The organism is Mesorhizobium sp. CAU 1741, from assembly GCF_039839275.1.
Lineage (GTDB): Bacteria > Pseudomonadota > Alphaproteobacteria > Rhizobiales > Rhizobiaceae > Aerobium.
In genome coordinates this window covers 43342-69748 of record NZ_JBDOQP010000002.1, presented here as the reverse complement: position 1 = coordinate 69748, position 26407 = coordinate 43342, and the positions used below count along the sequence as shown (strand labels likewise).

Below are 26407 nucleotides of genomic sequence, written 5' to 3'. Positions count from 1 at the left end.
ATCGGCGGTTGGAGCAACGCAGAATCTGCCTGACCTCCTAATCGATTGATTTCCGCAAGCGCCGGGCTGGCCTGTTGCGTTTATCGATCTGCCGCCGTATCCGTCTGCGCGCGGGCGCCGGATTGGCGATACCTGATGCGCCCCATAGGAAAGAGGCGGACATGACGAAGTGGGTGTACAACTTCGGAGACGGCAAGGCCGAAGGTGGCGCGTCCGACAGGAACCTTCTCGGCGGCAAGGGCGCGAACCTCGCTGAAATGAGCAGCCTGGGCCTTCCCGTACCACCCGGTTTCACGATCACGACCGAGCTCTGCACCTGGTACTACGCCAATGGCCGGACCTACCCGGAAGAACTGAAGCAGCAGGCGGCTGAGGCGCTTGACGGGATCGCCGCGATCACCGGCCGTCGCTTCGGCGATCCCCAAAATTTGCAGCTCGTCTCCGTGCGCTCCGGCGCGCGTGCCTCGATGCCGGGCATGATGGACACGGTGCTGAATCTCGGCCTCAACGACGAGACGGTGGAGGCGCTGGCACGGGATTCCGGCGACGAGCGATTCGCCTATGACAGCTACCGCCGCTTCATCCAGATGTATTCCGACGTCGTGCTGGGCGTCGACCATGAGCATTTCGAGGAAATCCTCGAAGACGAGAAGGCCAATCGCGGCTACGAACTCGACACCGACCTGAGCGCGCAGGAATGGCGCGAAGTCATCGCGCTTTACAAGGCGAAGGTCGAGGAAGAGCTGGGCTCGCCGTTTCCGCAGGACCCTCAAGAGCAGCTCTGGGGTGCGATCGGCGCGGTGTTCTCGAGCTGGATGAACCACCGCGCGATCACCTATCGCCGCCTGCACGACATTCCCGAAAGCTGGGGCACCGCCGTCAACGTGCAGGCGATGGTATTCGGCAACATGGGCGACACGTCCGCTACCGGCGTCGCCTTCACGCGCAACCCGTCGACCGGCGACAGGCAGCTTTATGGCGAGTTCCTCGTCAACGCGCAGGGCGAGGACGTCGTGGCCGGCATTCGCACGCCGCAGAATCTCACGGAGGCTGCGCGCATCGAGGCCGGCTCCGACAAGCCGTCGATGGAAAAGGTCATGCCGGAGGCCTACGCGGCCTTCGTCGACATTTCGCAGCGCCTCGAGCGCCACTACCGCGACATGCAGGATCTCGAATTCACGATCGAACGCGGCAAGCTGTGGATGCTGCAGACGCGGTCGGGCAAGCGCACCGCCAAGGCGGCGCTGCGGATCGCCGTGGACATGGCGGCGGAGGGTTTGATCACCAAGGAGGAGGCGGTGCTGCGCGTCGATCCCTCTTCGCTCGATCAGTTGCTGCATCCCACCATCGATCCCAAGGCCGAGCGCAACGTCATCGGCATGGGCTTGCCCGCGTCGCCGGGCGCCGCCACCGGCGAGATCGTGTTCTCGTCCGATGACGCCGAGGAGATGCGCGCCCAGAACCGCAAGGCGATCCTGGTGCGCATCGAGACCAGCCCCGAAGACATTCACGGCATGCATGCGGCGGAAGGAATCCTGACGACGCGGGGCGGAATGACCAGCCACGCGGCGGTGGTTGCGCGCGGCATGGGCAAGCCCTGCGTTTCAGGGGCGGGATCGCTACGCGTCGACTACCGCACCGGCACGCTCATCGCCATGGGCCAGACCCTCAAGAAGGGCGATGTCATCACCATCGACGGAGCCACCGGCCAGGTACTCAAGGGCACCGTGCCGATGCTGCAGCCGGAGCTTTCCGGCGATTTTGCCTCGATCATGGAATGGGCGGATTCGACGCGCCGGATGAAGGTGCGCGCGAATGCAGAGACGCCGGCAGACGCGCGCATGGCGCGGTCATTCGGCGCCGAGGGCATCGGCCTGTGCCGCACCGAGCACATGTTCTTCGACGATGAGCGCATCGTGGCGATGCGCGAGATGATCCTCTCGGATGTCGAGAAGGATCGCAGGGCCGCGCTTGCCAAGCTTCTGCCCATGCAGCGGTCGGACTTCGCCACCCTGTTCGAGATCATGGCGGGCCTGCCGGTGACGATCCGCCTGCTTGACCCGCCGCTTCACGAATTTCTTCCCAAGAGCGAGGACGAAATTGCCGACGTGGCGAAGGTGATGAACATTTCGCCGGAAAAGCTGCGGCAGCGCACCGACGCCCTGCACGAGTTCAACCCCATGCTGGGCCATCGCGGCTGCCGGCTGGCGGTGTCCTACCCTGAAATTGCCGAGATGCAGGCGCGCGCCATCTTCGAGGCGGCGGTGGAAGCCGGCGAGAGGACCGGAAGCCCGGTTGTGCCCGAGATCATGGTGCCGCTCGTGGGCATCATGAAGGAGCTCGACTTCGTCAAGGCGCGCATCGACGAAGTCGCGAAGGCGGTGATGGAAGAGCGCGGCACGAAGATCGACTACCTCGTCGGCACGATGATCGAACTGCCGCGCGCCGCGATCCGCGCCCATGTCATCGCGGAGGCGGCGGAGTTCTTTTCCTTCGGCACCAACGACCTGACCCAGACGACGTTCGGCATCTCGCGCGACGACGCCTCGTCCTTCCTCGAGACCTATCGACAGAAAGGCATCATCGAGCAGGACCCGTTCATTACGCTGGATGTGGAAGGGGTTGGCGAACTGGTGCGCATGGCCGCAGACAAGGGCCGCGCAACGCGTCCCGATATCAAGCTCGGCATTTGCGGCGAGCATGGCGGCGACCCGGCATCCATCGGCTTCTGCGAGGAGGTCGGGCTCGACTATGTGTCGTGTTCGCCATTCCGCGTGCCGATCGCGCGGCTGGCCGCGGCCCAAGCCGCCGCCAGAAAAGTCTAGCGGAGCAGTCAGCCGGCGTCGATCGTCACTTTCGAACGGTCGAATGCACCGTGGTCCTTGATCGGCTGCATCTCGTCATAGGGGGTCTGATAGGCCCACATGGCGTCGGGCGCTGCTTCGCCCTGTGCGCTGACGCCCCAGTAGCTGGCGTCGCCCTTGAACTGGCAGTAGGTCTGGCTGTCAGACCGCTCCAGATGCTCGAAATAGATATCCTCGAACGGGATATAGAAGACCGGCGGATAGCTGCCTTCCCGAAGTTCGAGCGCTTTCGTCGATGACGCGATCACGACGTCACCGAAGCGGACGCTGACCGTACCGGGGAACGGTTCGACCGTTATGATGCGGTCGGGGTGGCTGACCATGCCGGGTGATGGGTTGGACATCTGCGTCTCCTGTCGCTGCACATCAACTAGGAAGGGTTGGCTGGCGGTTCAAGCGCCAACCACCCTTCCGACGCTCAGCCCGCGCGGAGATTGCCCTTCGACACGACTGCTTCGGTGTCGTCCAGTGCCTTTTCGAAGCGATCGAACAACTCGTTCAATTCCGCCTCGCTGATGATCATCGGCGGACAGAAGGCGATGGTGTCGCCGATGGCACGCAGGATCGCGCCGCGCGCCTCGCAATGCTTGGCGCAGAGTGGCCCGATGCCGGCCGATGCTGCAAACGACCGCTTTGTTGCCTTGTCGGCGACCAGTTCGACGCCACCCATGAGGCCGCAATAGCGGGCTTCGCCAACCAGCGGATGATCCACCAGCTTCTTCATCCGCTTCTCGAAGAGCGGCGACAGCCCGCGCACATGGCCGATAATGTCGCGCTTCTGGTAGATTTCGATCGCCTTGACGCCCAATGCGCAGCCGAGGGGATGGCCGCCATAGGTAAAGCCGTGCCCGAAGGTGCCGATCTTGCGCGAATGGTCGACATAGGACTGATAGATGTCTTCGGGAACCAGGACCGCGCCCAGCGGCGCATACGCGGACGTCATCTGCTTGGCTGCGGAAATCGTTGTCGGCGTCATGCCCAGCGTCTGGCAGCCCCACCAGTTGCCGGTGCGGCCAAAGCCATTGATGACCTCGTCATCAATGAGGATGATGTCGTGTTCGTCGAGCACCTGCTGGATTGCAGGATAGTAGCCCTCCGGCGGAACGATCACGCCACCGGCGCCCATGACCGGTTCGGCGATCATGGCAGCGATGGTGTCCGGCCCTTCGCGCTCGATCAGGTCACGCAGCGAACCGACGACGCGGCTGACGAATTCCTGCTCGCTCTCTCCTTCCTGGCCGAAGCGGTAGTAGTGCGGGCAGTCGGTATGCAGCACGCGGTCGACCGGAAGGTCCCAGCCCATGTGGTTGTAGGGCAACCCCGTGAGCGAGGCCGACATCACGGTGACACCGTGATAGGCCTTCATGCGTGAAATGATCTTCTTCTTGTTGGGGCGGCCGAGCGCGTTGTTCATGTACCAGGCAAGCTTGACCTGGGTGTCGTTGGCTTCCGATCCGGACGAGGTGAAGAACACCTTCGAGATCGGCATCGGCGCGATCTCCTTGAGCTTTTCCGCAAGCTCGATCGCCGACTCGGTGCCCTTCGCCCCGAACAGGTGGTAGTAGGGCAGCGTGCGCAACTGTTCGGTCGCCGCCTCCACCATCTCCTCGTCGCCAAAGCCGAGACCCGCGCACCACAGGCCGGACATGCCTTCGATGTATTCTTTGCCCTGAGTGTCGTAGACGAAGACGCCCTTGCCACGCTCGATCACCGTCGGCCCGATCTCACCCAGCTTATGTATGGGCGTATACGGATGCAGCACCGAGGCGATATCGCGGGCCTGCAGGTTCGTGAGCGGGGGTGACTGGTTCATTCGGGGCCTCCAGATTGCAGGCCCGACCCTAACCGGTTACCGCTGCAGGCGTAAGGGATAGCGCGAAGCTGGTTCACATGGCCCTTGTCGTTGGACCATACGGCCACGCTGCTCAGGCGGCTTTGCTCCAGCATTCGGCAAGGCTGGCATAGGCGGTGGCGATATGCGCGATCGGCAGGTCGCTCTGGGCTGCTGGGCTGACACTGACATTGCCGCTGTCGGCGCCGCATGGCAGGTCGATGATCACGACTTCAAGCTTGCCGCCGTCCTCGATCGCGACTGCCGCAGTCCAGCGGCAACTGTCGCCGTCCTCGAGCTTCATCTTGAATAGTAGCGTTCCGCCCACCGCATTGACGGTTTCGCGGATCGCGGTCTCGAACTCATCGTCGGTCGACTGGACTGGAAGTGTCTCGGGCATATCCATAGCGGTGGCCTCTTAGTCTGCCCCCATCTGCCCCGTTGTCTATAGAGTTCCGCGCGAAGGTGGCGGCTTTGTGACGCCGTCGACAGACATTTTCAGGTCAACCTGACGCTGGACATTGCGGCAGTTCCGACCAATTCTGCGCGCACCGATTGCCATGGAGGAACGCAATGCTCGGATTGATGCAGGACTGGCCGCTACTGTGCCACAAGATACTCGATCACGCGGGGCTTCAGCACCCGGACCGGGAAATCGTGTCGCGATCGGTGGAGGGGCCCATCGTGCGCACCACATACGGCCAGGCGCGCATCCGCGCGCTGAAGGCTGCCCAGCAACTTTCGCGCGACGGGTTCAAGCCGGGCGACCGTATCGCCACGCTTGCCTGGAACACGGCGCGTCACCTTGAGGCCTGGTACGGCATCATGGGAATGGGCGGCGTCTATCACACGCTCAATCCGCGCCTCTTTCCCGAACAGATCGCCTGGATCATGAACCACGCCGAAGACACGGCGCTGTTCGTGGACCTGACATTCGTGCCGTTGGTGGAAAAGCTGGCGCCGCTGGTCAAGTCTCTGAAAAAGATCATTGTCTTCACCGATGCCGCCCATATGCCGCAGACAAGCCTGCCAAACGTGGTGGCCTACGAGGAATGGCTGGCGCAGGCGGATGGCGATTTCGATTGGCTCGACCTCGACGAGCGTGCCGCCTGCGGCATGTGCTACACGTCGGGCACGACGGGCGATCCGAAGGGCGTGGTCTATTCCCATCGCTCCAACGTTCTTCATGCAATGATTGCCATCAGCCCCAATGCGATGGGGATATCGGCGCGTGACATCGTGCTGCCAGTGGTGCCGATGTTCCATGCCAACGCCTGGGGCCTTGCGCAAAGCGCGCCGATGGTCGGGGCGAAACTGGTCATGCCGGGCGGCCGCATGGACGGCGAGGCGATTTACGAATTGCTGGATGGCGAGAAGGTGACCTTCACCGCCGCCGTGCCGACCGTGTGGCTGATGCTGCTTCAATATCTCGAACAGACCGGCAAGAAGCTGCCACATCTGCAGCGCGTGGTGATCGGCGGATCGGCATGCCCGCGTGCGATGACACAGAAGTTCCAGCAGAACTACGACGTGGAAGTGATCCATGCCTGGGGTATGACGGAGATGTCGCCGCTCGGCTCGCTCGCAACGATGAAGCCGGAATACCAGCAACTCACCGGCGAAGCGCGGCTGGATGTGCAGCAGAAGCAGGGCTATGCGCCCTTCGGCGTCGAAATGAAGATCACCGACGACGACAACAAGGAGCACCCCTGGGACGGCAAGACGTTCGGCAGGCTGAAGGTGAAGGGCCCTGCGGTCGCCAGTTCCTACTACGGGGGCGCCGGCGGAGAACAGTTCGACGAGGATGGCTGGTTCGACACGGGTGATGTCGCGCATATCGACAAGCATGGCTACATGCAGATCACCGATCGCGCCAAGGACGTCATCAAGTCGGGTGGCGAATGGATCTCGACGATCGATCTGGAGAACCTGGCGGTCGGGCATCCCGACGTCGCCGAAGCCGCTGTCATCGGCATCGCCCATCCCAAATGGGATGAACGTCCGCTGCTCGTCGTCGTCAGCAAGGAGGGCAAGACGCCGTCGAAGGACGAATTGCTGGCCTTCATGGAGGGCAAGGTCGCAAAATGGTGGATGCCTGACGACGTCGCGTTCGTCGGCGAGATTCCGCATACGGCGACCGGCAAGATCCAGAAGACCGCGCTGCGCGAGCAGTTCCGGGACTATCGCCTGCCGACAGCATGACGACCATGCGCCTGTTTCAGGAGCGGCGGGTCTCCGCCGCCGCTCAATGGGCACGGAGCGTCTCCGCCTTCTCCGCCGTGCTGGCCTTAACGGCGGCGGTCGGGCATCGCTATGGCATGGTGGACACGCTGGCGTTCATCTGGGTGGAATTGCTCGCCGCGGCCTTGGCGATGATCGGCCTGCTGCTGGCAATCGTCGGCTTCAGGCGGCTGTGGGTGGAGGGCGACGTGGCCGGAAGGGCCTCGGCGCTTGCCGTGGTGCTTTCCGTCCTGGTCCTGGCGCCCTTCACGGCGGCGGGCTATTTCGCGTTCCGCTATCCGCCGCTCAACGACATCTCGACCGACCTTTCGGAGCCGCCGATCTTCGTGTTTGCTCCGCGAGACCGCACCGGGCAGATGAATCCGATCACGCCGATCACCGCCGCAGAGGCCGAGTTACAGCGGGCCGGATACCCGGAAGTGCGCGGCCGCAGGTTCGATGCCTCGATGGAGCGGGTGCTGGACGCGATCGAGGTCGTGGTCGCCACGCGTGGCTGGATGCCCCGAGCCCCGCTGCCAGACACGCTGCCGATGGCTGCCGAACTGTCCATCGAGGTGCAGGCTCCAACGCTCCTTGTGCGTCTACCCGCCGACGCCGTCATCCGGCTGACCGACGAGGGTGAGTCGGTGTTTGTCGATATGCGCATGAGCTCGCGATACGGCGCACACGACCTTGGTGACAATGCGCGGCGCATCCGCGGTTTCCTCGACGAGGTCGACGCCGAATTCACGCGCCAGTCGCTGAGCATCATCGACATTCCCGCCTCAACGGAGGAAGAAGACCCCGTCGAGTGACGGCTCGTCCTCCGCCTTGACGATCCCGCGTGCGACGAGATCCTCCAGATGTGCGAGCACGGAAAGGCCCGCAGCGCCGTAGAGCCGCGGATCGGTATCGCGATAGATGGCGGCGACCATTTCGGCAATCGTCCGGTCGCCTGTCCGCAATCGTTCGATGATGGCGCGCTCGCGCATCTTGCGATGCGTTTTGAGCCCCCGCATGAACGCGGCGGGGGACACGACCGGCCCGCCATGGCCGGGAAAAAAGATCCTGTCGTCGCGCGCCAGCAGCTTGTCGAGCGAGGCCATGTAGTCCGACATCGCGCCATCGGGTGGCGCCACGATCGAGGTCGCCCACGCCATCACGTGATCGGCCGAAAAAAGCACGCCGGTGCCTTCGAGAGCGAAGGCCATGTGATTGGCCGTGTGGCCCGGTGTGAACACGGCACGCATCGTCCAGCCATCGCCCTCGATCAATTCGCCGTCGGCAATCGCGATGTCGGGGTTGAAGCCAGTGTCGCCGCTGGCATCCAAAGGGTTCACCTCGCCGATGCGCAACGGGCGCGCCGGGCGATGCGGACCCTCGGCGAGGATCGTCGCGCCGGTTTCGCGCTGCAGACGCGCCGCCAGCGGCGAATGGTCGACATGCGTGTGCGAGACCAGGATATGGCTGACCGGGCGACCATCGATTGCCTTCAGGAGCGCATTCAGATGCGCCTCGTCGATCGGTCCCGGGTCGATCACTGCCAGCGTCCTTGTGCCGACGATATAGCTGTTGGTGCCGTGGAAGGTGAAGGCGGACGGGTTGTTGACGGTGATTCGCGCGATCCCCGGCGCCATTTCGACAGCCTCGCCGTAGGCGGGCTCGAAGGCGGTGTTGAATGCGAGAGCCATGACGGTTTCCTTGCAGACGAGGATAGATCGGCAAATCGTGTTGCCGCTTATCATGGAAGATCATATAGGGGAAACCACCCGCATCGAGGCCCCGCGCCTCATCGATACCGATGGAGATCTTCATGTCCGCCGCAGTTCTTTCGCGACCGCTCGTATCCTACGCCGTGCCTGAAAAGGGCATCGCGCGCTATGCGATGCTGACCTTTATCGCCGTCGTCGGCACGCTGTTGCTGACGCTTTCGGCGAAGACCAAGGTCGTTCTCGGCCCGGTCGACATGAACCTGCAGACGATGGTGGTCCCGCTGCTCGCCGCTGCCTTCGGCCTGCGCCTGGGCGTTGCCACCGTTCTGCTCTACCTCGCGCAGGGCGCCATGGGCTTCCCCGTATTCCAGTCGACGCCGGAGAAGGGCATCGGCATCGTCTACATGCTCGGCACGACCGGCGGCTTCCTGGCGGGCTTCGTCCTGATGGCCGCGATTGTCGGCTGGGCTGCCGACCGGGGCTGGGATCGCAGCGCGCTGAAGCTTTTTGGTGCGATGCTGGCCGGCGAAGTGGTGGTGATGGCGATGGGTTTCGCCTGGCTTGCAACGCTGATCGGCGCAAGCAATGCCTGGCAGTTCGGCGTCGCGCCGTTCATCGTCACCGATCTGGTCAAGATCGCGTTGGCAGCAGCCATCGTGCCGGCGGTCTGGTCGCTGTTCAAGCGCGCCTGAGCGTTGGCAGGTCACAACGAAAAAGGCCGGTCGCGAGACCGGCCTTTTTTCTTGCGCCGAGTCGTTCAGCGGCCCACGAATTCCTTGATCGTCGAAATGATGCGGTCCTGATCCTCCTCCGAAAGATACGGGTGCATCGGCAGGCACAGGATGCGGGATGGGAGCTCTTCCGAGACTGCTAGACCGCCCGGCGCGACTGGGTATTGCGCGTAGGCGATCTGCTGATGCAGTGGCTTCACGTAATAGATCACCGAGGGTATGCCGGCCGCCTGCAGATGCGCCTTGAGCGCGTCGCGCTTCGGCGTCTCGATTGCATACTGGGCCCAGGCCGAGCGGCTGCCGGCGGCAATCTCCGGAACTTTGACGGCGCCGCCCAGTCCGTCATTGTAGCGCCTGGCGACCGTCTGCCGCTGCTCCATCTCGTCTTCGAGGATGGCGAGCTTTTCGATCAGTATTGCCGCCTGCAATGTGTCGAGGCGCGAGTTGATGCCGACGCGGATATTGTCGTACTGCGTGTCGCCCTTGCCGTGGAATGCAAGCGAGCGCAGCGTCTCCGCCATCTCGTCGCTGTCGGTGAACATGGCGCCGCCGTCACCGTAGCAGCCAAGCGGCTTGGCCGGATAGAAACTCGTCGAGCCGACATCGCCGAAACTGCCGCACATGCCGTTGCCGAGCTTGCCGCCGATCGACTGCGCAGCGTCCTCGATGATCGGAAGGTCGTAGCGCGCGGCGATCGATGCGATCTGCGCATAGTTCGCCGGCAGGCCAAAAAGATCGACCGGGATGATCGCGCGCGGCGTCAGTCGACCTTCCTTCAACACCATCTCGATCGCGGCCTCCAGGCTTGCGGGATCGATGTTGTAGGTTTCGGGATCGATCTCGACGAAGACTGGCTCCGCCTGGCGGAGCGCAACAACCTCGGCGGTCGCCGCGAAGGTGAAGCTCGGGCAGAAAACCGCGTCACCGGGGCCGACCCCGTAGGCCATCAGCGGCAGCAGCAGTGCATCGGTGCCGTTGGCGCAGGCGACGACGTGCTTGACGCCGACATAGTCGGCAAGCGCCTGTTCGAATTCGCCGACCTGCGGACCCAGAATGTAGCGGCCGCCTTCAACGACATTGTCCATGGCAAGCCTGAGCCTGTCGCGAATGCGCGCCCGCTGGGCACTAAGATCGATGAATTGCATTGTCTTCCTGTCTGAAGCATGGGGCCTGGCGCCTCACGCTGTCGCTGTTAACAGAGTTGCCCGGCCGCCGAAAGTCGCGCGGGCCGTCGGTTGCGGCCCAAGCAGCACGGCATCAGCGCGGCTTCGATCAATTTGTGTTCACTGCGTTGCAACCCGTGAACGGGTAATCATCTGGTGAGGCCTTTGCGCTAGCCTGGCGAAGGGATGATGAGCCGCTGCGTTGTTACGCTCGGGAAAGAAAGAAGGGTGCGATGGCTGTTCTGGTTACCGGCGGGGCGGGCTATATCGGCAGCCACATGGTCTGGGCGCTGCTGGATGCGGGCGAGGACGTCGTCGTGCTCGACCGGCTGTCGACCGGGTTCGACTGGGCCGTTGCGCCCGAGGCGAAGCTGGTGGTCGGCGACGTTGGGGACGTCGCGCTCGTCGCTTCGCTGATCCGCGAGCATGGTATCGACGCGATCATCCATTTCGCGGGTTCGATCGTCGTGCCCGAATCGGTCTCCGACCCTCTTGGCTATTATGAGAACAATACCTGCAAGACGCGCGGCCTGATCGAGGCCGCGGTCCGGGGCAAGGTGGCCAATTTCATCTTCTCGTCCACGGCCGCCGTTTATGGCGCCGCCGGCCTCGAGCCAGTGCGCGAGGACGCGCCTCTGGCGCCCGAATCGCCCTATGGCAGTTCCAAGCTGATGAGCGAGGTCATGCTGCGCGATGCCGCTGCTGCGCATGAATTCACCTACACCGCCCTGCGCTATTTCAACGTCGCGGGCGCCGACCCGCACGGCCGCACGGGCCAGTCGACACCGGGCGCGACGCACCTGATCAAGGTCGCCAGCGAAACCGCGCTGGGCAAGCGGACACAGATGAAGGTGTTCGGCAGCGACTATCCCACGCCCGACGGCACGGCCGTGCGCGACTATATCCACGTCACCGACCTTGCCGCCGCCCATCTGCTCGCGCTCCGGCGCCTGCGCGCGGGGGGCGACAGCCTGGTCGCCAATTGCGGCTACAATCACGGCTATTCCGTTCTCGAAGTCATCGATGCGGTCAAGCGCGTCTCGGGTGCCGACTTTCCGGTTGAGATGGTGGCGCGCCGCCCGGGAGACGCCGCCGCCGTGATCGCCAACTCCAACCGCGCCCGCGCAGAACTCGGCTGGCAGCCGCAGCACGACGATCTCGACGCCATCGTCGGCCATGCGCTGAACTGGGAAGACAAGCTGTCGCGGAAAAACGCGCGGCCGTAGGGGCCGCAGGGACGACTGGCTGGGGCGCCTGGATTCGAACCAGGGAATGGCGGTACCAAAAACCGCTGCCTTACCACTTGGCTACGCCCCAACACGGACGGGCCGTTCAATATCGTGTGCGCAGGGCCGCGTAAAGCCGGAAGTTGGCGATATTCCCTTGCGAATCCCTCGTCCCGCGCGGCAAGCGCTTGTCGCGGTCGGCGCGGCAGGCTATCGCCAAGGAATGCCGACGTTGCCTTACGACGACCAGACCATCCTTTCCGTTTTCGAACCGCTCGCGCTCGAGGCCGGGCGGCGGATCATGGACATTTGCCGGCAGGGCTTTCGCACGGAGGAAAAGGCCGACCATTCACCGGTGACGCGCGCCGACCGCGAGGCGGAAGCCATCATACTGAGCGGGTTGCGCACGCATTTCCCGGACATCCCGGTCGTGGCCGAAGAGGAGAGCGCAGCCGGGTTGCGGCCGCGCGTCGACGGCGACGTGTTCTTTCTCGTGGACCCGCTCGACGGCACCAAGGAGTTTGTCGCCGGCAAGGGCGATTTCACCGTCAATATTGCATTGGTGCGCGGCGGCGAACCAGTGGTGGGCGTGGTCTATGCGCCCGCCCTCAACACATTCTACAGCGGCCGCCCCGGACGTGCCGAGGCCGCGGGCACGGATTCCGGGCACCAGCTCGTGGAACGGCGGGCGATTGCCGTGCGCAGGCGTAAGCGGCCGCCGATCATCGTTGCCAGCAGGTCGCATCGCACGCCGGAAACGGACGCATATATCGCCCGCTTCGCCGACGCGAAATGCGTCACCGTAGGCTCGTCGCTGAAGTTCTGCCTGGTCGCCGCCGGTGAAGCCGACATTTATCCGCGCATGAGCCGGACGATGCAGTGGGACGTGGCGGCAGGCGACGCGGTGTTGCGCGCTGCAGGCGGAACGACACGCATGCTGGACGGCAGGCCGTACCGCTACGGCCCCGGCGTGGTGAAGGACGATGACCCGTTCGCAAGCCCGTACTTCGTTTCCGAGGGGCTGCCCGCGGAATTGTGAGGTCAGCGCAGTTCGTCACGCCAGGGCGGGTTTGCGCCGGCGCGCGACACTGTTACGGCCGCCGCCGCCATTGCAAAGTCCAGCGAGCCGCGCAGGTGGGGCTCCGGCAGGGTGGCCAGTGCACCCTTGGAAAGCAGGCCCGCCTCGTGAAAGTATGCCAGCAGGCCGGCATTGAAGGTATCGCCAGCACCCACCGTATCCACCACGTCCACCTGGCGCGCGGGCATTTCGACGCGGTGATCCTTTGTGTAGCCGGTCGCGCCCTCGCTGCCCCGTGTCAGGACGACCACCTTTGGGCCCGCATCCAGCCAGCGCGCGGCGATGGCGTCGTGGTCTCCGTGTTCACCGAACCAGCCCAGATCCTCGTCGGACAACTTGACGATGTCGGCCATGGCGATCATGCGCCGCATGCGCGCGAGATGCTTTTCCTTGTCCGGAATGAACCCGGCGCGGATGTTGGGGTCGAGCATGATGACGCGGGCTTGATGCTCACGCCGCATCAGCGCTTCGTAGGTCGAGCCGCACGGTTCGGGCACTAGGCTGATGCAGGAAAAGTGGAGTGCATCCACATGCGGGCCCAGCTCCGGCAGGTCGGTTTCTTCGAGCATCCGCCCGGCAGTGTTCTCGTCATAGAAGGCGTAGCGCGCCTGGCCCTCGTCGAGATGCACGAAGGCCAATGTGGTCGGACGGTCGGAGAAGCGGACATGGGCAAGGTCGACATGGCTCGCCTCGAGCGCATCGCTCAGCTTGCGACCGAAGAGATCGGTGGAGATGCCGGAAAAGAAGGCTGTCGGCGCCCTGAGCCTGCCAAGCGCGATCGCGGTGTTGAAAACCGCGCCGCCGACATAGGGTGAAAAAGCGGGTTCCCCGGCAGCCGTGACGCGCGGCAGCATGTCGATCAGTGCTTCGCCGCAACACAGGATCATCTAGTCCCTCCGCAAACGTGGCCGGTTCAAGCGGTGCCGGCGCCATCTCTTCCACGACTGCATCTGCCTCATTGCGTTTGCGAGGTCCAGCCCGGAATGGCGACCGCACAGATCGCGCGGTCGGCCGCCGTTGAACGCTACAAAGCTTTGGGATAACCTCGACTGCGGGAGGGAGTCTGGACCGGCCGGCGTGTGGAAGCACGCGCGGCCATCGAGGGGGCATGAATTTGACCGAGACTTCCCATCACAACACACACGCGTCGGCCAAGCAGGTCGACGTGCTCAAGCTTGCCGCGGAAATCATCGAAAGCCTGAAATACAGGGTTGGCAAGGAACCATCGGTGGCGACGCGCCACGATTGGCTCGCCGCCTCCATCAAGGTTGTGCGCGACCGCGTCGTCGACAGATGGATCGAATCGACGAGACGCGCCTACGAGCAGGCGGACAAGCGGGTCTACTACCTGTCGATGGAGTTTCTGATCGGGCGACTGATGCGCGACGCGTTCTCCAATCTCGGCCTGATGGATGCCATGCGCGAGGCTCTGGGCATCCACGGTGTCGACATCGACCTGATCGCGGCACTGGAACCTGATGCGGCGCTCGGCAATGGCGGCTTGGGGAGGCTCGCTGCCTGTTTCATGGAGTCCATGGCGAGCGTCGACATACCTGCGCACGGCTATGGCATACGCTACGTGCATGGGCTGTTCAGGCAGGAGTTTCATGATGGCTGGCAGGTCGAGTTGCCCGAGACCTGGCTGGAGCACGGCAATCCGTGGGAGTTCGAGCGCCGCGAAGGCGCATACGAAGTTGGTTTCGGCGGCTCCGTCACCTCGCTGACAAGCAAGGATGGCCGGCTCGAGCGCCATGTCTGGAAGCCCCAGGAGCGCTTTCTCGCAGTTGCTTTCGACACGCCCGTGGTCGGATGGCGCGGCAAGCGCGTCAATACGTTGAGGCTCTGGTCGGCCATGCCGGTGGATCCGATCCTGCTCGATGCGTTCAACGCCGGCGACCACATCGGCGCGCTGCGCGAAAGCAACAAGGCCGAGGCGCTGACCAGGGTGCTCTACCCCGCCGACAGCCACCAGGCAGGGCAGGAACTGCGGCTCAAGCAGGAGTTCTTCTTCTCGGCGGCATCAATCCAGGACATCGTGCGCCGTCACCTCAGCCAGTTCCCGGATTTGCTGTCGCTGCCGGAAAAGGCTGCGATCCATCTCAACGACACCCACCCCGCGATCGCCGTCGCCGAATTGATGCGGCTGTTGATGGACGTGCACGGGCACGATTTCGACGTCGCCTGGGACATTACCTGCAGGACCTTCGCATACACCAACCACACGCTGCTGCCCGAGGCACTGGAGAGCTGGCCGGTGCCGCTCTTCGAGCGGTTGCTGCCCCGCCACATGCAGATCATCTACGCCATCAATGCCGAGGTGCTGCTCAAGGTGCGCTCATCAGGCGATTTCGACGAAGAGCAACTGCGCGCCATCTCGCTTATTCAGGAGGATGGCGAGCGCCGCGTGCGGATGGGAAATCTCGCCTTCGTCGCCGCGTTCTCGGTCAACGGCGTGTCCGCGCTGCACACGGACCTTATGAAGGAAACGGTATTCTCCGAGCTTCACCGGCTATACCCGACACGGATCAACAACAAGACCAACGGCATCACGCCGCGGCGCTGGCTGATGCAGTGCAATCCCGGCCTGACAAGCCTGATACGGGAGGCGATCGGCGACAAATTCCTCGACGATATCGATGCGCTGAAGGACCTCGATGCCCATGCGGCAGACACTGCCTTCCAGGAGCGGTTTGCCGCGGTCAAGCGCGCCAACAAGGAAAAGCTTGTCGGCGTCGTAGCCGACCGCATGGGACTCAAGCTCGATCCGTCGGCTCTGTTCGACACGCAGATCAAGCGTATACACGAATACAAGCGCCAGCTCCTCAACATCATCGAGGCAGTCGCGCTATACGACCAGATTCGCTCGCATCCCGAGAAGGATTGGCTTCCGCGCGTGAAATTCTTCGGCGGCAAGGCGGCGCCGAGCTATCACAACGCCAAGCTGATCATCAAGCTTGCCAATGACGTCGCCCGCGTCATCAACAGCGATCCCGCCGTGCGGGGACTGCTGAAGGTGGTGTTCGTGCCCAACTACAACGTGTCGATGGCCGAGATCATGATTCCGGCGGCCGACCTGTCGGAACAGATTTCCACCGCGGGCCTGGAAGCCTCGGGCACGGGCAACATGAAGTTCGCGCTCAATGGCGCACTGACCATCGGCACGCTCGATGGCGCCAACGTGGAAATCCGCGAGTGCGTGGGAGAAGAAAACATCGTCATCTTCGGCCTCACCGCGCAGGAAGTCGCGGAGCGCCGCGACAACGGCTATGATCCGCGAGAGATTATCGAGGCATCGCCCGAGCTCAAGCAGGCGCTCGACGCCATATCGTCCGGCGTCTTTTCGCCGGACGATCCGGATCGTTATCGCGAACTGATCGGCGGGCTCTACGATCATGACTGGTTCATGGTAGCCGCCGACTTCGATGCTTACGCGGCCGCACAGCGCCACGTCGACACGCTCTGGCGCGACAGCCCGCGCTGGCTGGAAATGGCCGTACGGAACACAGCCCGGGTTGGATGGTTCTCTTCTGATCGCACCATTCGCCAATACGCGACGGAAATCTGGAAAGTGCCTGCAGCATGAGTGCATGAATGACGGTCATTGACCTGTGACGGCGCGCGGGAGGAATGCAGAGCGTACGCCGCCGTCGCTGACGGGGACCAGCGACGTCGAGGCTGTCGTTGCCGGGCGTCATGGCGACCCTTTTTCGGTGCTTGGTGTTCATCAGGCCGACAACGCCTTCGTAGCCCGCTGCTTCATCCCTCACGCGCAAGAAGTCACCGCCTTCAACCTGTCGGGCGAAGAGATCGGCCGGTTGTGCATGCGGCACGAAGCGGGTTTCTTCGACGGCAAACTGACGATCGGCGATCGGCAGCCGCTGAAATATCGTGTCCGCAACCCTCAAGCCGAGTGGTGGGTCACGGACGCCTATTCGTTTGGTCCGGTCCTCGGGCCGCTGGACGATTATTTCATCGCCGAAGGGACGCACCTGCGCCTGTTCGACAAGCTCGGCGCGCACCTCATCGACCATGAAGGCGCTTCCGGCGTGCATTTCTCGGTATGGGCTCCGAATGCGCGCCGCGTGTCCGTCGTCGGTGACTTCAACGAATGGGACGGTCGCCGCCATGTGATGCGCAAGCGCGTGGATACCGGCGTTTGGGAAGTGTTCGTCCCCGACATCGACGCTGGCCGCATCTACAAATACGAGATCGTCGGCCCGGATGGGGTGACGCTGCCGCTGAAGGCCGATCCGTTCGCCTTCCGCGCCGAACTGCGTCCGGCAACCGGGTCGGTCACCGATTTTGCGCCCTCACATGATTGGGGTGATGCCGCGCACCGCGCCTTTTGGCGCTCGGCCGATCATCGGCGCCAGCCGATCTCCATCTACGAGGTGCATGCGGGGTCCTGGCAGCGGCGGGAAGACGGCTCGTTTCTTTCCTGGGACGAGATGGCTGAGCGGCTGATTCCCTATGCCATCGACATGGGATTCACCCATATCGAGTTTCTGCCGATCACCGAACATCCCTACGATCCCTCTTGGGGCTACCAGACGACAGGGCTCTATGCGCCGAGCGCGCGTTTTGGCGAACCGGAAGGGTTCGCGCGTTTCGTCGATGGCGCTCACCGCGCAGGGCTGGGCGTCATCCTCGACTGGGTGCCGGCGCATTTTCCGACCGACGCGCATGGACTGTCCCGCTTCGACGGCACGGCGCTGTACGAGCACGCCGATCCGCGCAAGGGCTTCCACCCCGACTGGCACACCGCGATCTACAATTTCGGCCGTCGCGAGGTGATGGCCTATCTGGTCAACAACGCCTTGTTCTGGGCGGAGAAATATCATCTGGACGGCCTGCGGGTGGATGCCGTCGCGTCCATGCTCTACCTCGATTATTCACGCAAACCCGGCGAGTGGCTGCCAAACGAGTATGGCGGTCGCGAGAATCTTGACGCGGTGAACTTCCTGCGGGCCATGAATGCCGCCGTCTACGGGACCCATCCGGGCGTCATGACGATCGCCGAGGAGTCCACCTCATGGCCGAAGGTTTCGCAGCCGGTGCATGAAGGCGGACTTGGCTTTGGCTTCAAGTGGAACATGGGGTTCATGCACGACACGCTGCGCTACATGGCGCGGGAGCCGGCGCATCGAAAGCACCACCATGAGGACATCACTTTCGGCCTGCTCTACGCCTTCTCGGAGAATTTCGTACTGCCCCTTAGCCATGACGAGGTGGTGCATGGCAAAGGCGCGCTGCTGACGAAAATGTCGGGCGACGAGTGGCAGAAGTTTGCATCCCTGCGCGCCTATTTTGCGTTCATGTGGGGCTATCCGGGAAAGAAGTTGCTGTTCATGGGCCAAGAATTCGCGCAACGCAGGGAATGGAGCGAGGCGAGGGCGCTCGATTGGGACCTGCTGGGCCATACGGCGCACGCATCGGTTTGCAGCCTGGTTCGCGATCTCAACATGACCTACCGCGACAAGCCTGCGCTGCATGCGCGGGACTGCGAACCGGAGGGGTTTCGATGGCTGGTCACGGAAGACGCCGAACATTCTGTCTTTGCCTGGCTGAGAATGGCTTCAGACTGCCCGCCAGTCGCCGTGGTCTCCAATTTCACGCCTGCTGTCATGGAAGGATATAGCCTGCCAATGCCGCGGGATGGGACATGGCGCGAGATCATCAACACGGATGCGACAGTGTATGGTGGCACCGGCCGCGGAAACGGTGGGCGGGTCCAAGTGACCGGCGGACGGGCGCTGGTGACGCTGCCGCCGCTGGCGACGATCATGCTCGAATACGAGTCCTGAGGGCCCGAGGAGGAGGGGAAGGATGGAATACAAGAGAACCCAGCCGCTGGCGCGCGACGCGATGGCCTATGTGCTGGCCGGTGGCAGGGGAAGCCGGCTGGCTGAACTGACCGACAGCCGGGCCAAGCCGGCGGTCTATTTTGGCGGTAAGACGCGCATCATCGATTTCGCCCTGTCCAACGCGCTCAATTCGGGCATCCGCCGGATCGGTGTCGCCACTCAGTACAAGGCCCATTCGCTGATCCGCCACCTGCAACGCGGCTGGAACTTCTTTCGGCCGGAGCGCAACGAGAGCTTCGACATCCTGCCCGCCAGCCAGCGTGTTTCCGAAACGCAATGGTATGAGGGGACCGCCGACGCCGTCTTCCAGAACATCGACATCATTGAATCCTACGGACCTGAATTCATGGTGATTCTGGCCGGCGACCACATCTACAAGATGGACTACGAACTGATGCTGCGCCAACATGTCGAGGCGGACGCTGACGTAACCATCGGCTGTCTCGAAGTGCCTCGTGTAGAGGCCACAGGCTTTGGTGTGATGCATGTCGACGAGCAGGACCAGATCATCGAATTCGTCGAAAAGCCTGCTGATCCGCCTGGTATCCCCGACAAGCCCGACCATGCGCTGGCGTCGATGGGCATCTACGTATTCCGCACCGGCTTCCTGATGGATGAGCTCAGGCGCGATGCTGCGGTTAGGGAGTCGAGCCGGGATTTCGGCAAGGACATCATCCCCTACATCGTCGCCAACGGCAAAGCCGTGGCGCATCGTTTCACCAAATCGTGCGTGCGCTCAAGCTATGAAGGCGAAGCCTATTGGCGGGACGTCGGCACGGTGGACGCCTACTGGGAAGCCAATATCGACCTGACGGACGTGACGCCCGAACTCGACATCTACGATCGGGAGTGGCCGATCTGGACCTATGCCGAGATCCGGCCGCCGGCGAAGTTCGTGCATGACGAAGATGGGCGGCGCGGCACGGCAGTGTCGTCCCTGGTGGCCGGCGATTGCATCGTTTCCGGTGCCGCATTGAAGCGCAGCCTTCTTTTTTCCGGCGTCAGGGTGAACTCGTTCTCGTCACTCGAGGAGGCGGTCGTGCTGCCGGATTGCCACATCGGGCGCAACGCGACGCTGCGAAAGGTGGTGCTCGACCGGGGAGTGAAGATTCCCGAGGGTCTGTCGGTCGGTTTCGACCGCAAGCTGGACGAGCAGCGATTCCGGGTCAGCGAAGGCGGCGTCTGCCTCATCACCCAATCCATGATCGACAGGCTCCAGAACTGACAGATGCAGGTTCTTTCCGTCGCCTCAGAACTCTTTCCCCTGGTCAAGACAGGCGGTCTTGCCGACGTCGCCGGTGCGCTGCCGGCGGCGCTGGCCAAGCTCGGCGTAACCATGCGTGCCATGCTGCCGGGCTATCCGGCGGTGATGGCCCGGCTGCCGAAGAAGCCGAAGGCGGTGCATCAATATGCGGGGCTGTTTGGCGGCTCTGCACGCATCGTGGAAGCACGGGTCGAGGGGCTCGATCTGCTGGTGCTCGATGCACCGCATCTCTTCGACCGGCCCGGCGGCGCCTATGGCGACACGGCGGGCAGGGACTGGCCCGACAACTGGCGCCGGTTCGCCGCCTTTTCGAAGGCGGCAGCCGACGTGGCGAGCGGCGCGATCGCTGGCTGGCGTCCCGATATCGTCCATGCGCATGACTGGCAGGCGGCGTTGACACTTGCCTACCTGCGCTATGGCGGCACCACGCCTCCCGCCACGGTGATGACAGTACACAATCTGGCCTTCCAGGGTCAGTTTCCGGCCGCCATCTTCGACGAACTCGGACTGCCGGCGAGTGCGATGTCGCTTGATGGAGTGGAGTATTTCGGTGGCGTCGGATTTCTCAAGGCCGGCCTGCAGGCTGCTGACGCCATCACCACGGTGAGCCCGACTTACGCGCGGGAGATCCGCCTGCCGGAGTTCGGGATGGGCCTTGATGGGCTGCTCAACGCGCGTGCCGATCGGCTCCACGGCATTTTGAACGGCATCGACATCGAACAGTGGAATCCGCAGACCGACGAGCATCTGGCATCGCGTTTTTCGGCGAAAGGCCTCAGGCAGCGCGACGCGAATCGCAGGGCCGTGGAGCAGCGTTTCGTACTTGATCCCGATTCAGGGCCGTTGCTGACCGTGATCAGCCGCCTGACGTGGCAGAAGGGAATGGACATCCTCGCCGCCGAACTGGATCGCATCGTTGGCTCGGGCGCGAGGCTGGCAGTGCTGGGCTCGGGCGACCACGCGCTCGAAGGGGCGTTGCTGGCGGGCGCTGCCCGTCATAGGGGGCGGGTGGGATGTGTCGTCGGCTATGACGAGGGCCTTTCCCATATGCTGCAGGCCGGCGCGGACGCCATTCTCATTCCGTCGCGATTCGAACCGTGCGGCCTGACCCAGCTTTACGGGCTGCGCTACGGCTGCGTGCCCGTTGTCGCCCGTACGGGAGGGCTGGCCGATACCATCATCGACGCCAACCATGCGGCGCTGGAGGCGGGCGTGGCGACGGGATTTCACTTCCAGCCAGGTTCGGGCGATGCCCTGGTCGGCGCGGTACACCGGGTCGTAGACGTGCATGCCGATCGGCGGTTATGGGCTGCGATCCAGAAACAAGGCATGAAATCGGACGTTTCATGGGAGGCGAGCGCGAAGGCCTATGTCGGGCTGTTCCGCTCCCTGACCGGATAGAAGAGGCCGCTACTGATGAACTCCATTGTCGCAACGACACCTTACGCGGACCAGAAGCCGGGGACGTCCGGCCTGCGCAAGAAGGTGCCTGTCTTCCAGCAGGAACATTACGTCGAGAACTTCATCCAATCGATCTTCGATTCGGTGGCAGGCTATCGCGGCGAGACCCTCGTGATCGGCGGCGATGGTCGATATTTCAATCTCGAGACGATCCAGAAGGCGATCAGGATGGCGGCGGCCAACGGTTTTGGCCGGGTGATCGTTGGACAGGGCGGCATTCTCTCGACGCCCGCGGCATCGCACCTGATCCGCAAGAACAAGGCGTTCGGCGGCATCATCCTGTCTGCAAGCCACAATCCCGGCGGGCCGAACGAGGATTTCGGCATCAAGTACAATGTCGGCAATGGCGGCCCGGCACCGGAAAAGATCACCGACGCCATCTATGCCCGCAGCAAGGAGATCGATCGATATGCGATCACCGAATCCGGCGCCGACATCGATCTCGCCACCATCGGCACGCAGGAACTGGACGGCATGGCGGTCGAGGTGGTCGACCCGGTCTCCGACTATGCCGAGCTCATGGAAACGCTGTTCGATTTCGATGCGATCCGTGCGTTGTTTGCAGGCGGATTCCGCATGGTGTTCGACGCGATGCACGCGGTCACCGGACCTTATGCGGTCGAGATTCTCGAGAGGCGTCTCGGCGCTGAAACCGGCACCGCGCGAAACGCAGTTCCGCTGCCCGATTTCGGCGGGCATCACCCTGATCCGAATCTCGTCCATGCGCGCGACCTCTACGAAATGATGATGTCCCAGAACGCCCCTGATTTCGGTGCGGCTTCGGACGGCGACGGGGACCGCAACCTGATCATCGGCAAGGGGATTTTCGTCACGCCTTCGGACTCGCTTGCGATGCTGGCGGCGAATGCGCACCTGGCGCCCGGCTACGCCGGTGGCCTCAAGGGCATCGCACGCTCCATGCCCACCAGCGGCGCAGCGGACCGCGTCGCAGACAAACTCGGCATCGGCCTCTACGAGACACCGACAGGATGGAAGTTCTTCGGCAACCTGCTGGACGCCGGCCTCGCGACCATCTGCGGCGAGGAAAGTGCTGGCACGGGGTCCGATCATGTCCGCGAGAAGGACGGGCTCTGGGCGGTGCTGTTGTGGCTGAACATACTTGCTGTGCGTAAGCAGAGCGTCATCGAGATCGCCAGCGAGCATTGGGCGGCTTTCGGTCGAAACTATTATTCGCGCCACGATTATGAAGGCGTCTCCACCGAGGATGCCAGCGCCCTGATGGGCGCGCTCCATGCCAAGCTCGGGGATCTTCCCGGAACCGCGGTCGGCGAATTGACGGTCGAGATGGCCGACGACTTTGCCTACCACGATCCGGTCGACGGTTCCGTCAGCGAAGGGCAGGGCGTCCGCATCATGTTCGAGGGCGGATCTCGTATCGTGTTCCGTCTTTCGGGAACAGGGACGTCCGGGGCAACCTTGCGCGCCTATATCGAGCGCTACGAGCCCGATCCGGCGCGCCATCACATGGATACGCAGAAGGCACTGGCAGATCTGATCGCGGCCGCGGAGTCGATCGCGCGGATCCGGAAATTCACCGGCCGCTCGACGCCGAGCGTCATCACGTGAAGGCTCACTGATGAGCGAGGGTGAGCACCGGGCGGGTGCCTACCTCACGGAGGGCGGCGCAAGCTTTTCGGTGTGGTCGGGCGCTGCGGATCGCGTCTGGCTGTGCCTGTTCGACGAGAACGCCGATGAGACGAAACGTCTCGAAATGGGTTCCGCGCAGGACGGGTGGCACACACTCTTCGTGCCGGGACTTTCCCCAGGCGCGCGCTACGGCTTTCGGGCCGACGGTCCCTACGATCCGGACAACGGTCTTTGGTTCGATCCTGACAAGCTGCTGGTCGACCCCTACGCGCTGGAGCTCAACAGAGCCTATCGCTACGATCCCGCGCTTGCCGCGCCACGTGGGACGGGTCCGGACACAGCGCGCCTGATGCCCAAGGCGATCGTCCGCGACCTGCCCGTTGTGCCACTGGAGAAACCTCGTTTCAGCCCGGGCGGCCTGATCTATGAACTGAACGTCCGCGGCTTCACGATGCTGCATCCAGAAGTGCCGGACGAACTGCGCGGCACGATTGCCGCGCTCGCCCATCCCGCGATCATCGAGCACCTGCGGAAACTGCATGTCGACGCCGTGGAACTGATGCCGATCACTGCCTGGATGGACGAGCGTCACCTGCCGCCGCTGGGACTGAGCAATGCGTGGGGCTACAATCCTGTCACCTTCATGGCGCTCGATCCCCGGCTCGCGCCCGGCGGCTGGCGAGAGATGAGGGAGACTGTGGCGGCGCTGCACGAGGCCGGCATCGGCGTCATTCTCGACCTCGTCTTCAACCATACGGCCGAAAGCGATCGTCTCGGGCCGACGCTGTCGCTGCGCGGGCTGGGTGCGCGTGCTTACTTCCGCCACTGCAGTGACGGTGAACTCGTCAACGATACCGGGACCGGAAACACGGTTGCCTGCGACCACCCCGCAACCCGCAGGCTGGTGCTCGATTCGCTGCGCGCCTTCGTTCGCCATGCCGGAATCGACGGATTCCGATTCGACCTGGCGCCGATCCTCGGCCGGAATGACGCGGGTTTCGATCCGGGTGCGCCGCTCTTGCAGGAGATGCTCGACGATCCGGAGATCGGCTCGCGGATACTGATCGCCGAGCCCTGGGACATCGGCCCGGGTGGCTATCAGCTTGGAAACTTCGCCGCGGCATTCCTCGAGTGGAACGACCAGTACCGCGACGACGTGCGCCGCTTCGTCAAGGGTGAGGGTGGTGGGGTCGCTCGGCTGGCGACGCGGCTGGCAGGTTCGGCGGATGTGTTCACTGGCGCGGCCACGCGCAGCGTCAATTTCATCGCGGCCCATGACGGGATGACGCTGGCCGATCTGACGGCGTACGAACACAAGCACAATGAAGCCAATGGCGAAGACAATCGCGATGGCCACAACGACAACATCTCCTGGAACCATGGAGTCGAAGGGCCGTCCGACGCCCCGGACGTCGTTGCCAGCCGCCTGCAGGATATCAAGACGTTGCTGACGCTGCTGTTTGCATCGCGCGGCGCGATCATGCTCACCGCCGGCGACGAGTTTGGCCGCACGCAAGGTGGCAACAACAATGCCTATGCCCAGGACAATGCCATCACATGGCTCGACTGGACGGGGCGTGATCAGGAACTCGAGGCGCATGCGTTCGCCCTTGGCGCGCTGCGGGCCGGCAGCCCGCAATTGCGCGATGCCACATTGCTGACGGATCAGGACGTTCAATGGCTTCGTGAAGACGGCCAGCCGATGACCGTCGCGGACTGGGAAGACGACCAGCGGCGGACATTGACGATGGCGCTCGGCAGCATCCGGCTGACGATCGATCGAGACGGGGCAAGAATGCGGACCACGGAGACGAAGCATGCACAATGATGCAGACTGGTGGCGGGGTTGCGTGATCTATCAGATCTATCCGCGCTCGTTCCAGGACACTACCGGCGACGGTAGCGGGGACCTGCGTGGCGTGGCGCAGCGGCTGTCGCATGCCGCGGCGTTGGGGGCGGATGCGGTCTGGCTGTCGCCCTTCTTCACGTCACCGATGGCCGACATGGGCTACGATGTCTCAGACTATTGCGATGTCGATCCGATCTTCGGCACGATCGCCGATTTCGACGCGGTGGTGGCGGAAGCGCACAGGCTGGGCCTCAAGGTGGTCATCGACCAGGTGTTGTCGCACTCGTCGGACAAGCATCCGTGGTTCGCCGAGAGCCGCTCGGGCCGCACCAGCGCCAAGGCAGACTGGTATGTCTGGGCCGACCCCAAGCCGGACGGGTCGGCCCCCAACAACTGGCTGTCGATCTTCGGCGGGCCGGCGTGGGAATGGGACTCCGTGCGCAAGCAGTACTATCTGCACAATTTCCTCGCCTCGCAGCCAGACCTCAATTTCCACAACGCCGAGGTGCAGGAAGCGCTGCTCGAAACGGTCCGCTTCTGGCTGGAGCGCGGCGTCGACGGCTTCCGGCTCGACACGGTGAATTTCTATGTCCACGACGATCTGCTGCGCGACAACCCGCCGATGCCGCGGGGCAAGGTCAACGACATTCCCGATACCAACCCATACGGATACCAGGACCATGTATATGACAAGACGAGACCGGAGAACGTCGCCTTCCTGAAGCGTTTCCGTTCGCTTCTGGACGAGTACGGCGCGCGTGCGGCAGTAGGCGAGGTGGGAGACGGCGAGCGCTCGCTGCGAACCGTGGCCGAATACACCGCCGGCAACGACCGCCTGCACATGTGCTACACCTTCGACATGCTGAGCCCCGAGTTTTCGGCGGAACACGTGCGCAATTGCATCGCGGCATTCGAACAGGCGGCGCCCGACGGCTGGGTGTGCTGGGCATTCTCAAACCACGATGTGGCGCGCCACGTCTCCAGATGGCTGCGGCAGGGAGGGGATCCGGACACGCTGGCGCGATTCTCGGCCGCGTTGCTTTGCAGCCTGCGCGGTTCGATCTGCATCTATCAGGGTGAGGAACTGGGCCTCCAGGAAGCTGATCTCGCCTTCGAGGATCTGCGTGATCCTTACGGCATTCGGTTCTGGCCGGGTTTCAAGGGCCGGGATGGCTGCCGCACGCCAATGGTGTGGGAAGCAGGCCGACCTCATGGCGGATTCAGCGACGGCCTTCCATGGCTGCCGGTGCCCGGTGAACATCTGACCCATGCGGTGGAACTGCAGGAGCAGGACAACGCGTCGATCTTGCATCATTATCGGGCGATGCTGAGGTTCCGAAAGGCAAGCCCCGCCTTGACGTCCGGCAGCATCACGCTCGAGGATCATCATGGGGGCAATGTGCTTGCCTTCGTGCGGGAAGCCGAGGGCGAGCGCGTCTTCTGCGCTTTCAACTTCGGGACCGACGCTGTGCAACTGGCGGACCAGGCGAATACCACGCTACCGCCGCTCGGCTGGCTGATCCATCCCGCGTGACG

At 63.5% G+C, this 26407-nt stretch carries 19 protein-coding genes and 1 tRNA gene; 13 read left to right on the top strand and 7 right to left on the bottom strand.

Going from position 1 to position 26407, the window contains the following annotated elements:
* Positions 1 to 161: 161 nt before the first annotated feature.
* A complete protein-coding gene (gene ppdK / locus AAFN84_RS07305; protein WP_347513900.1) occupies positions 162 to 2825 on the top strand; it encodes a pyruvate, phosphate dikinase in 2664 nt (887 codons plus the stop codon).
* 8 nt (positions 2826 to 2833) lie between these two features.
* On the opposite strand, the gene AAFN84_RS07300 is transcribed toward ppdK, so the two are convergent.
* The 3 genes from AAFN84_RS07300 to AAFN84_RS07290 form a co-directional block, all read right to left on the bottom strand.
* On the bottom strand, positions 2834 to 3208 hold the full coding sequence (locus tag AAFN84_RS07300) for a DUF427 domain-containing protein (RefSeq protein WP_347513899.1): 375 nt from the start codon (positions 3206 to 3208) through the stop codon (positions 2834 to 2836).
* A 74-nt stretch (positions 3209 to 3282) separates the two neighbouring features.
* The gene (locus AAFN84_RS07295) at positions 3283 to 4677 is read right to left on the bottom strand and encodes an aminotransferase (RefSeq protein ID WP_347513898.1); all 1395 of its coding nucleotides are present in this window, start codon (positions 4675 to 4677) and stop codon (positions 3283 to 3285) included.
* 112 nt (positions 4678 to 4789) lie between these two features.
* Positions 4790 to 5101 (bottom strand): hypothetical protein, encoded by a 312-nt coding sequence (locus AAFN84_RS07290; RefSeq protein WP_347513897.1) that lies wholly within the window; start codon positions 5099 to 5101, stop codon positions 4790 to 4792.
* 167 nt (positions 5102 to 5268) lie between these two features.
* On the opposite strand from AAFN84_RS07290, the gene AAFN84_RS07285 reads away from it, so the two are divergent.
* Positions 5269 to 6897 carry a fatty-acid--CoA ligase gene (locus tag AAFN84_RS07285; RefSeq protein WP_347513896.1) on the top strand — a complete coding sequence of 543 codons (1629 nt, stop codon included), beginning with the start codon at positions 5269 to 5271 and terminating at the stop codon, positions 6895 to 6897.
* Positions 6894 to 7730, top strand: coding sequence for a DUF1499 domain-containing protein (locus AAFN84_RS07280; RefSeq protein WP_347513895.1), 837 nt, complete (start codon positions 6894 to 6896; stop codon positions 7728 to 7730). Before AAFN84_RS07285 ends, AAFN84_RS07280 begins: the two co-directional genes overlap by 4 nt.
* Here the strand turns inward: AAFN84_RS07280 and AAFN84_RS07275 are convergent.
* Complete coding sequence (locus AAFN84_RS07275) at positions 7701 to 8606, bottom strand: MBL fold metallo-hydrolase (protein WP_347513894.1); 906 nt, start codon at positions 8604 to 8606, stop codon at positions 7701 to 7703. The genes AAFN84_RS07280 and AAFN84_RS07275 overlap by 30 nt on opposite strands.
* A 122-nt stretch (positions 8607 to 8728) precedes the next feature.
* On the opposite strand from AAFN84_RS07275, the gene AAFN84_RS07270 reads away from it, so the two are divergent.
* Entirely contained in the window at positions 8729 to 9319 is a 591-nt protein-coding gene (locus AAFN84_RS07270; protein ID WP_347513893.1) for a biotin transporter BioY, read from the top strand.
* Positions 9320 to 9384: 65 nt separating this feature from the next.
* On the opposite strand, the gene AAFN84_RS07265 is transcribed toward AAFN84_RS07270, so the two are convergent.
* Positions 9385 to 10503 (bottom strand): DegT/DnrJ/EryC1/StrS aminotransferase family protein, encoded by a 1119-nt coding sequence (locus tag AAFN84_RS07265; RefSeq protein ID WP_347513892.1) that lies wholly within the window; start codon positions 10501 to 10503, stop codon positions 9385 to 9387.
* A 251-nt stretch (positions 10504 to 10754) separates the two neighbouring features.
* Here AAFN84_RS07265 and galE point away from each other — a divergent pair, with 251 nt between their 5' ends.
* Complete coding sequence (gene galE, locus AAFN84_RS07260; protein ID WP_347513891.1) at positions 10755 to 11747, top strand: UDP-glucose 4-epimerase GalE; 993 nt, start codon at positions 10755 to 10757, stop codon at positions 11745 to 11747.
* A gap of 16 nt (positions 11748 to 11763) precedes the next feature.
* Here the strand turns inward: galE and AAFN84_RS07255 are convergent.
* Positions 11764 to 11838, bottom strand: a tRNA-Gln gene (locus AAFN84_RS07255).
* Positions 11839 to 11970: 132 nt separating this feature from the next.
* On the opposite strand from AAFN84_RS07255, the gene cysQ reads away from it, so the two are divergent.
* On the top strand, positions 11971 to 12786 hold the full coding sequence (gene cysQ, locus AAFN84_RS07250) for a 3'(2'),5'-bisphosphate nucleotidase CysQ (protein ID WP_347513890.1): 816 nt from the start codon (positions 11971 to 11973) through the stop codon (positions 12784 to 12786).
* Positions 12787 to 12788: 2 nt separating this feature from the next.
* Here the strand turns inward: cysQ and AAFN84_RS07245 are convergent, their stop codons facing one another.
* Positions 12789 to 13712 carry a carbohydrate kinase gene (locus tag AAFN84_RS07245; RefSeq protein ID WP_347513889.1) on the bottom strand — a complete coding sequence of 308 codons (924 nt, stop codon included), beginning with the start codon at positions 13710 to 13712 and terminating at the stop codon, positions 12789 to 12791.
* Between the two features lie 221 nt (positions 13713 to 13933).
* On the opposite strand from AAFN84_RS07245, the gene AAFN84_RS07240 reads away from it, so the two are divergent.
* From AAFN84_RS07240 to AAFN84_RS07210, 7 genes are read left to right on the top strand one after another with little or no spacing between them, the layout of a single operon-like run.
* Positions 13934 to 16408: a glycogen/starch/alpha-glucan phosphorylase gene (locus AAFN84_RS07240; protein ID WP_347513888.1), complete on the top strand. Its 2475-nt coding sequence runs from the start codon at positions 13934 to 13936 to the stop codon at positions 16406 to 16408.
* Positions 16409 to 16433: 25 nt separating this feature from the next.
* Positions 16434 to 18629: a 1,4-alpha-glucan branching protein GlgB gene (gene glgB, locus AAFN84_RS07235; RefSeq protein WP_347513887.1), complete on the top strand. Its 2196-nt coding sequence runs from the start codon at positions 16434 to 16436 to the stop codon at positions 18627 to 18629.
* A gap of 22 nt (positions 18630 to 18651) precedes the next feature.
* Positions 18652 to 19914 carry a glucose-1-phosphate adenylyltransferase gene (gene glgC, locus AAFN84_RS07230; RefSeq protein ID WP_347513886.1) on the top strand — a complete coding sequence of 421 codons (1263 nt, stop codon included), beginning with the start codon at positions 18652 to 18654 and terminating at the stop codon, positions 19912 to 19914.
* Between the two features lie 3 nt (positions 19915 to 19917).
* Positions 19918 to 21354: a glycogen synthase GlgA gene (gene glgA / locus AAFN84_RS07225; protein WP_347513885.1), complete on the top strand. Its 1437-nt coding sequence runs from the start codon at positions 19918 to 19920 to the stop codon at positions 21352 to 21354.
* Between the two features lie 15 nt (positions 21355 to 21369).
* The gene (locus tag AAFN84_RS07220; RefSeq protein ID WP_347513884.1) at positions 21370 to 23001 is read left to right on the top strand and encodes an alpha-D-glucose phosphate-specific phosphoglucomutase; all 1632 of its coding nucleotides are present in this window, start codon (positions 21370 to 21372) and stop codon (positions 22999 to 23001) included.
* Positions 23002 to 23011: 10 nt separating this feature from the next.
* Positions 23012 to 24850 (top strand): glycogen debranching protein GlgX, encoded by a 1839-nt coding sequence (glgX, locus tag AAFN84_RS07215; protein WP_347513883.1) that lies wholly within the window; start codon positions 23012 to 23014, stop codon positions 24848 to 24850.
* The gene (locus AAFN84_RS07210; protein ID WP_347513882.1) at positions 24840 to 26405 is read left to right on the top strand and encodes an alpha-glucosidase; all 1566 of its coding nucleotides are present in this window, start codon (positions 24840 to 24842) and stop codon (positions 26403 to 26405) included. Before glgX ends, AAFN84_RS07210 begins: the two co-directional genes overlap by 11 nt.
* The last annotated feature ends 2 nt before the right edge of the window (positions 26406 to 26407 follow it).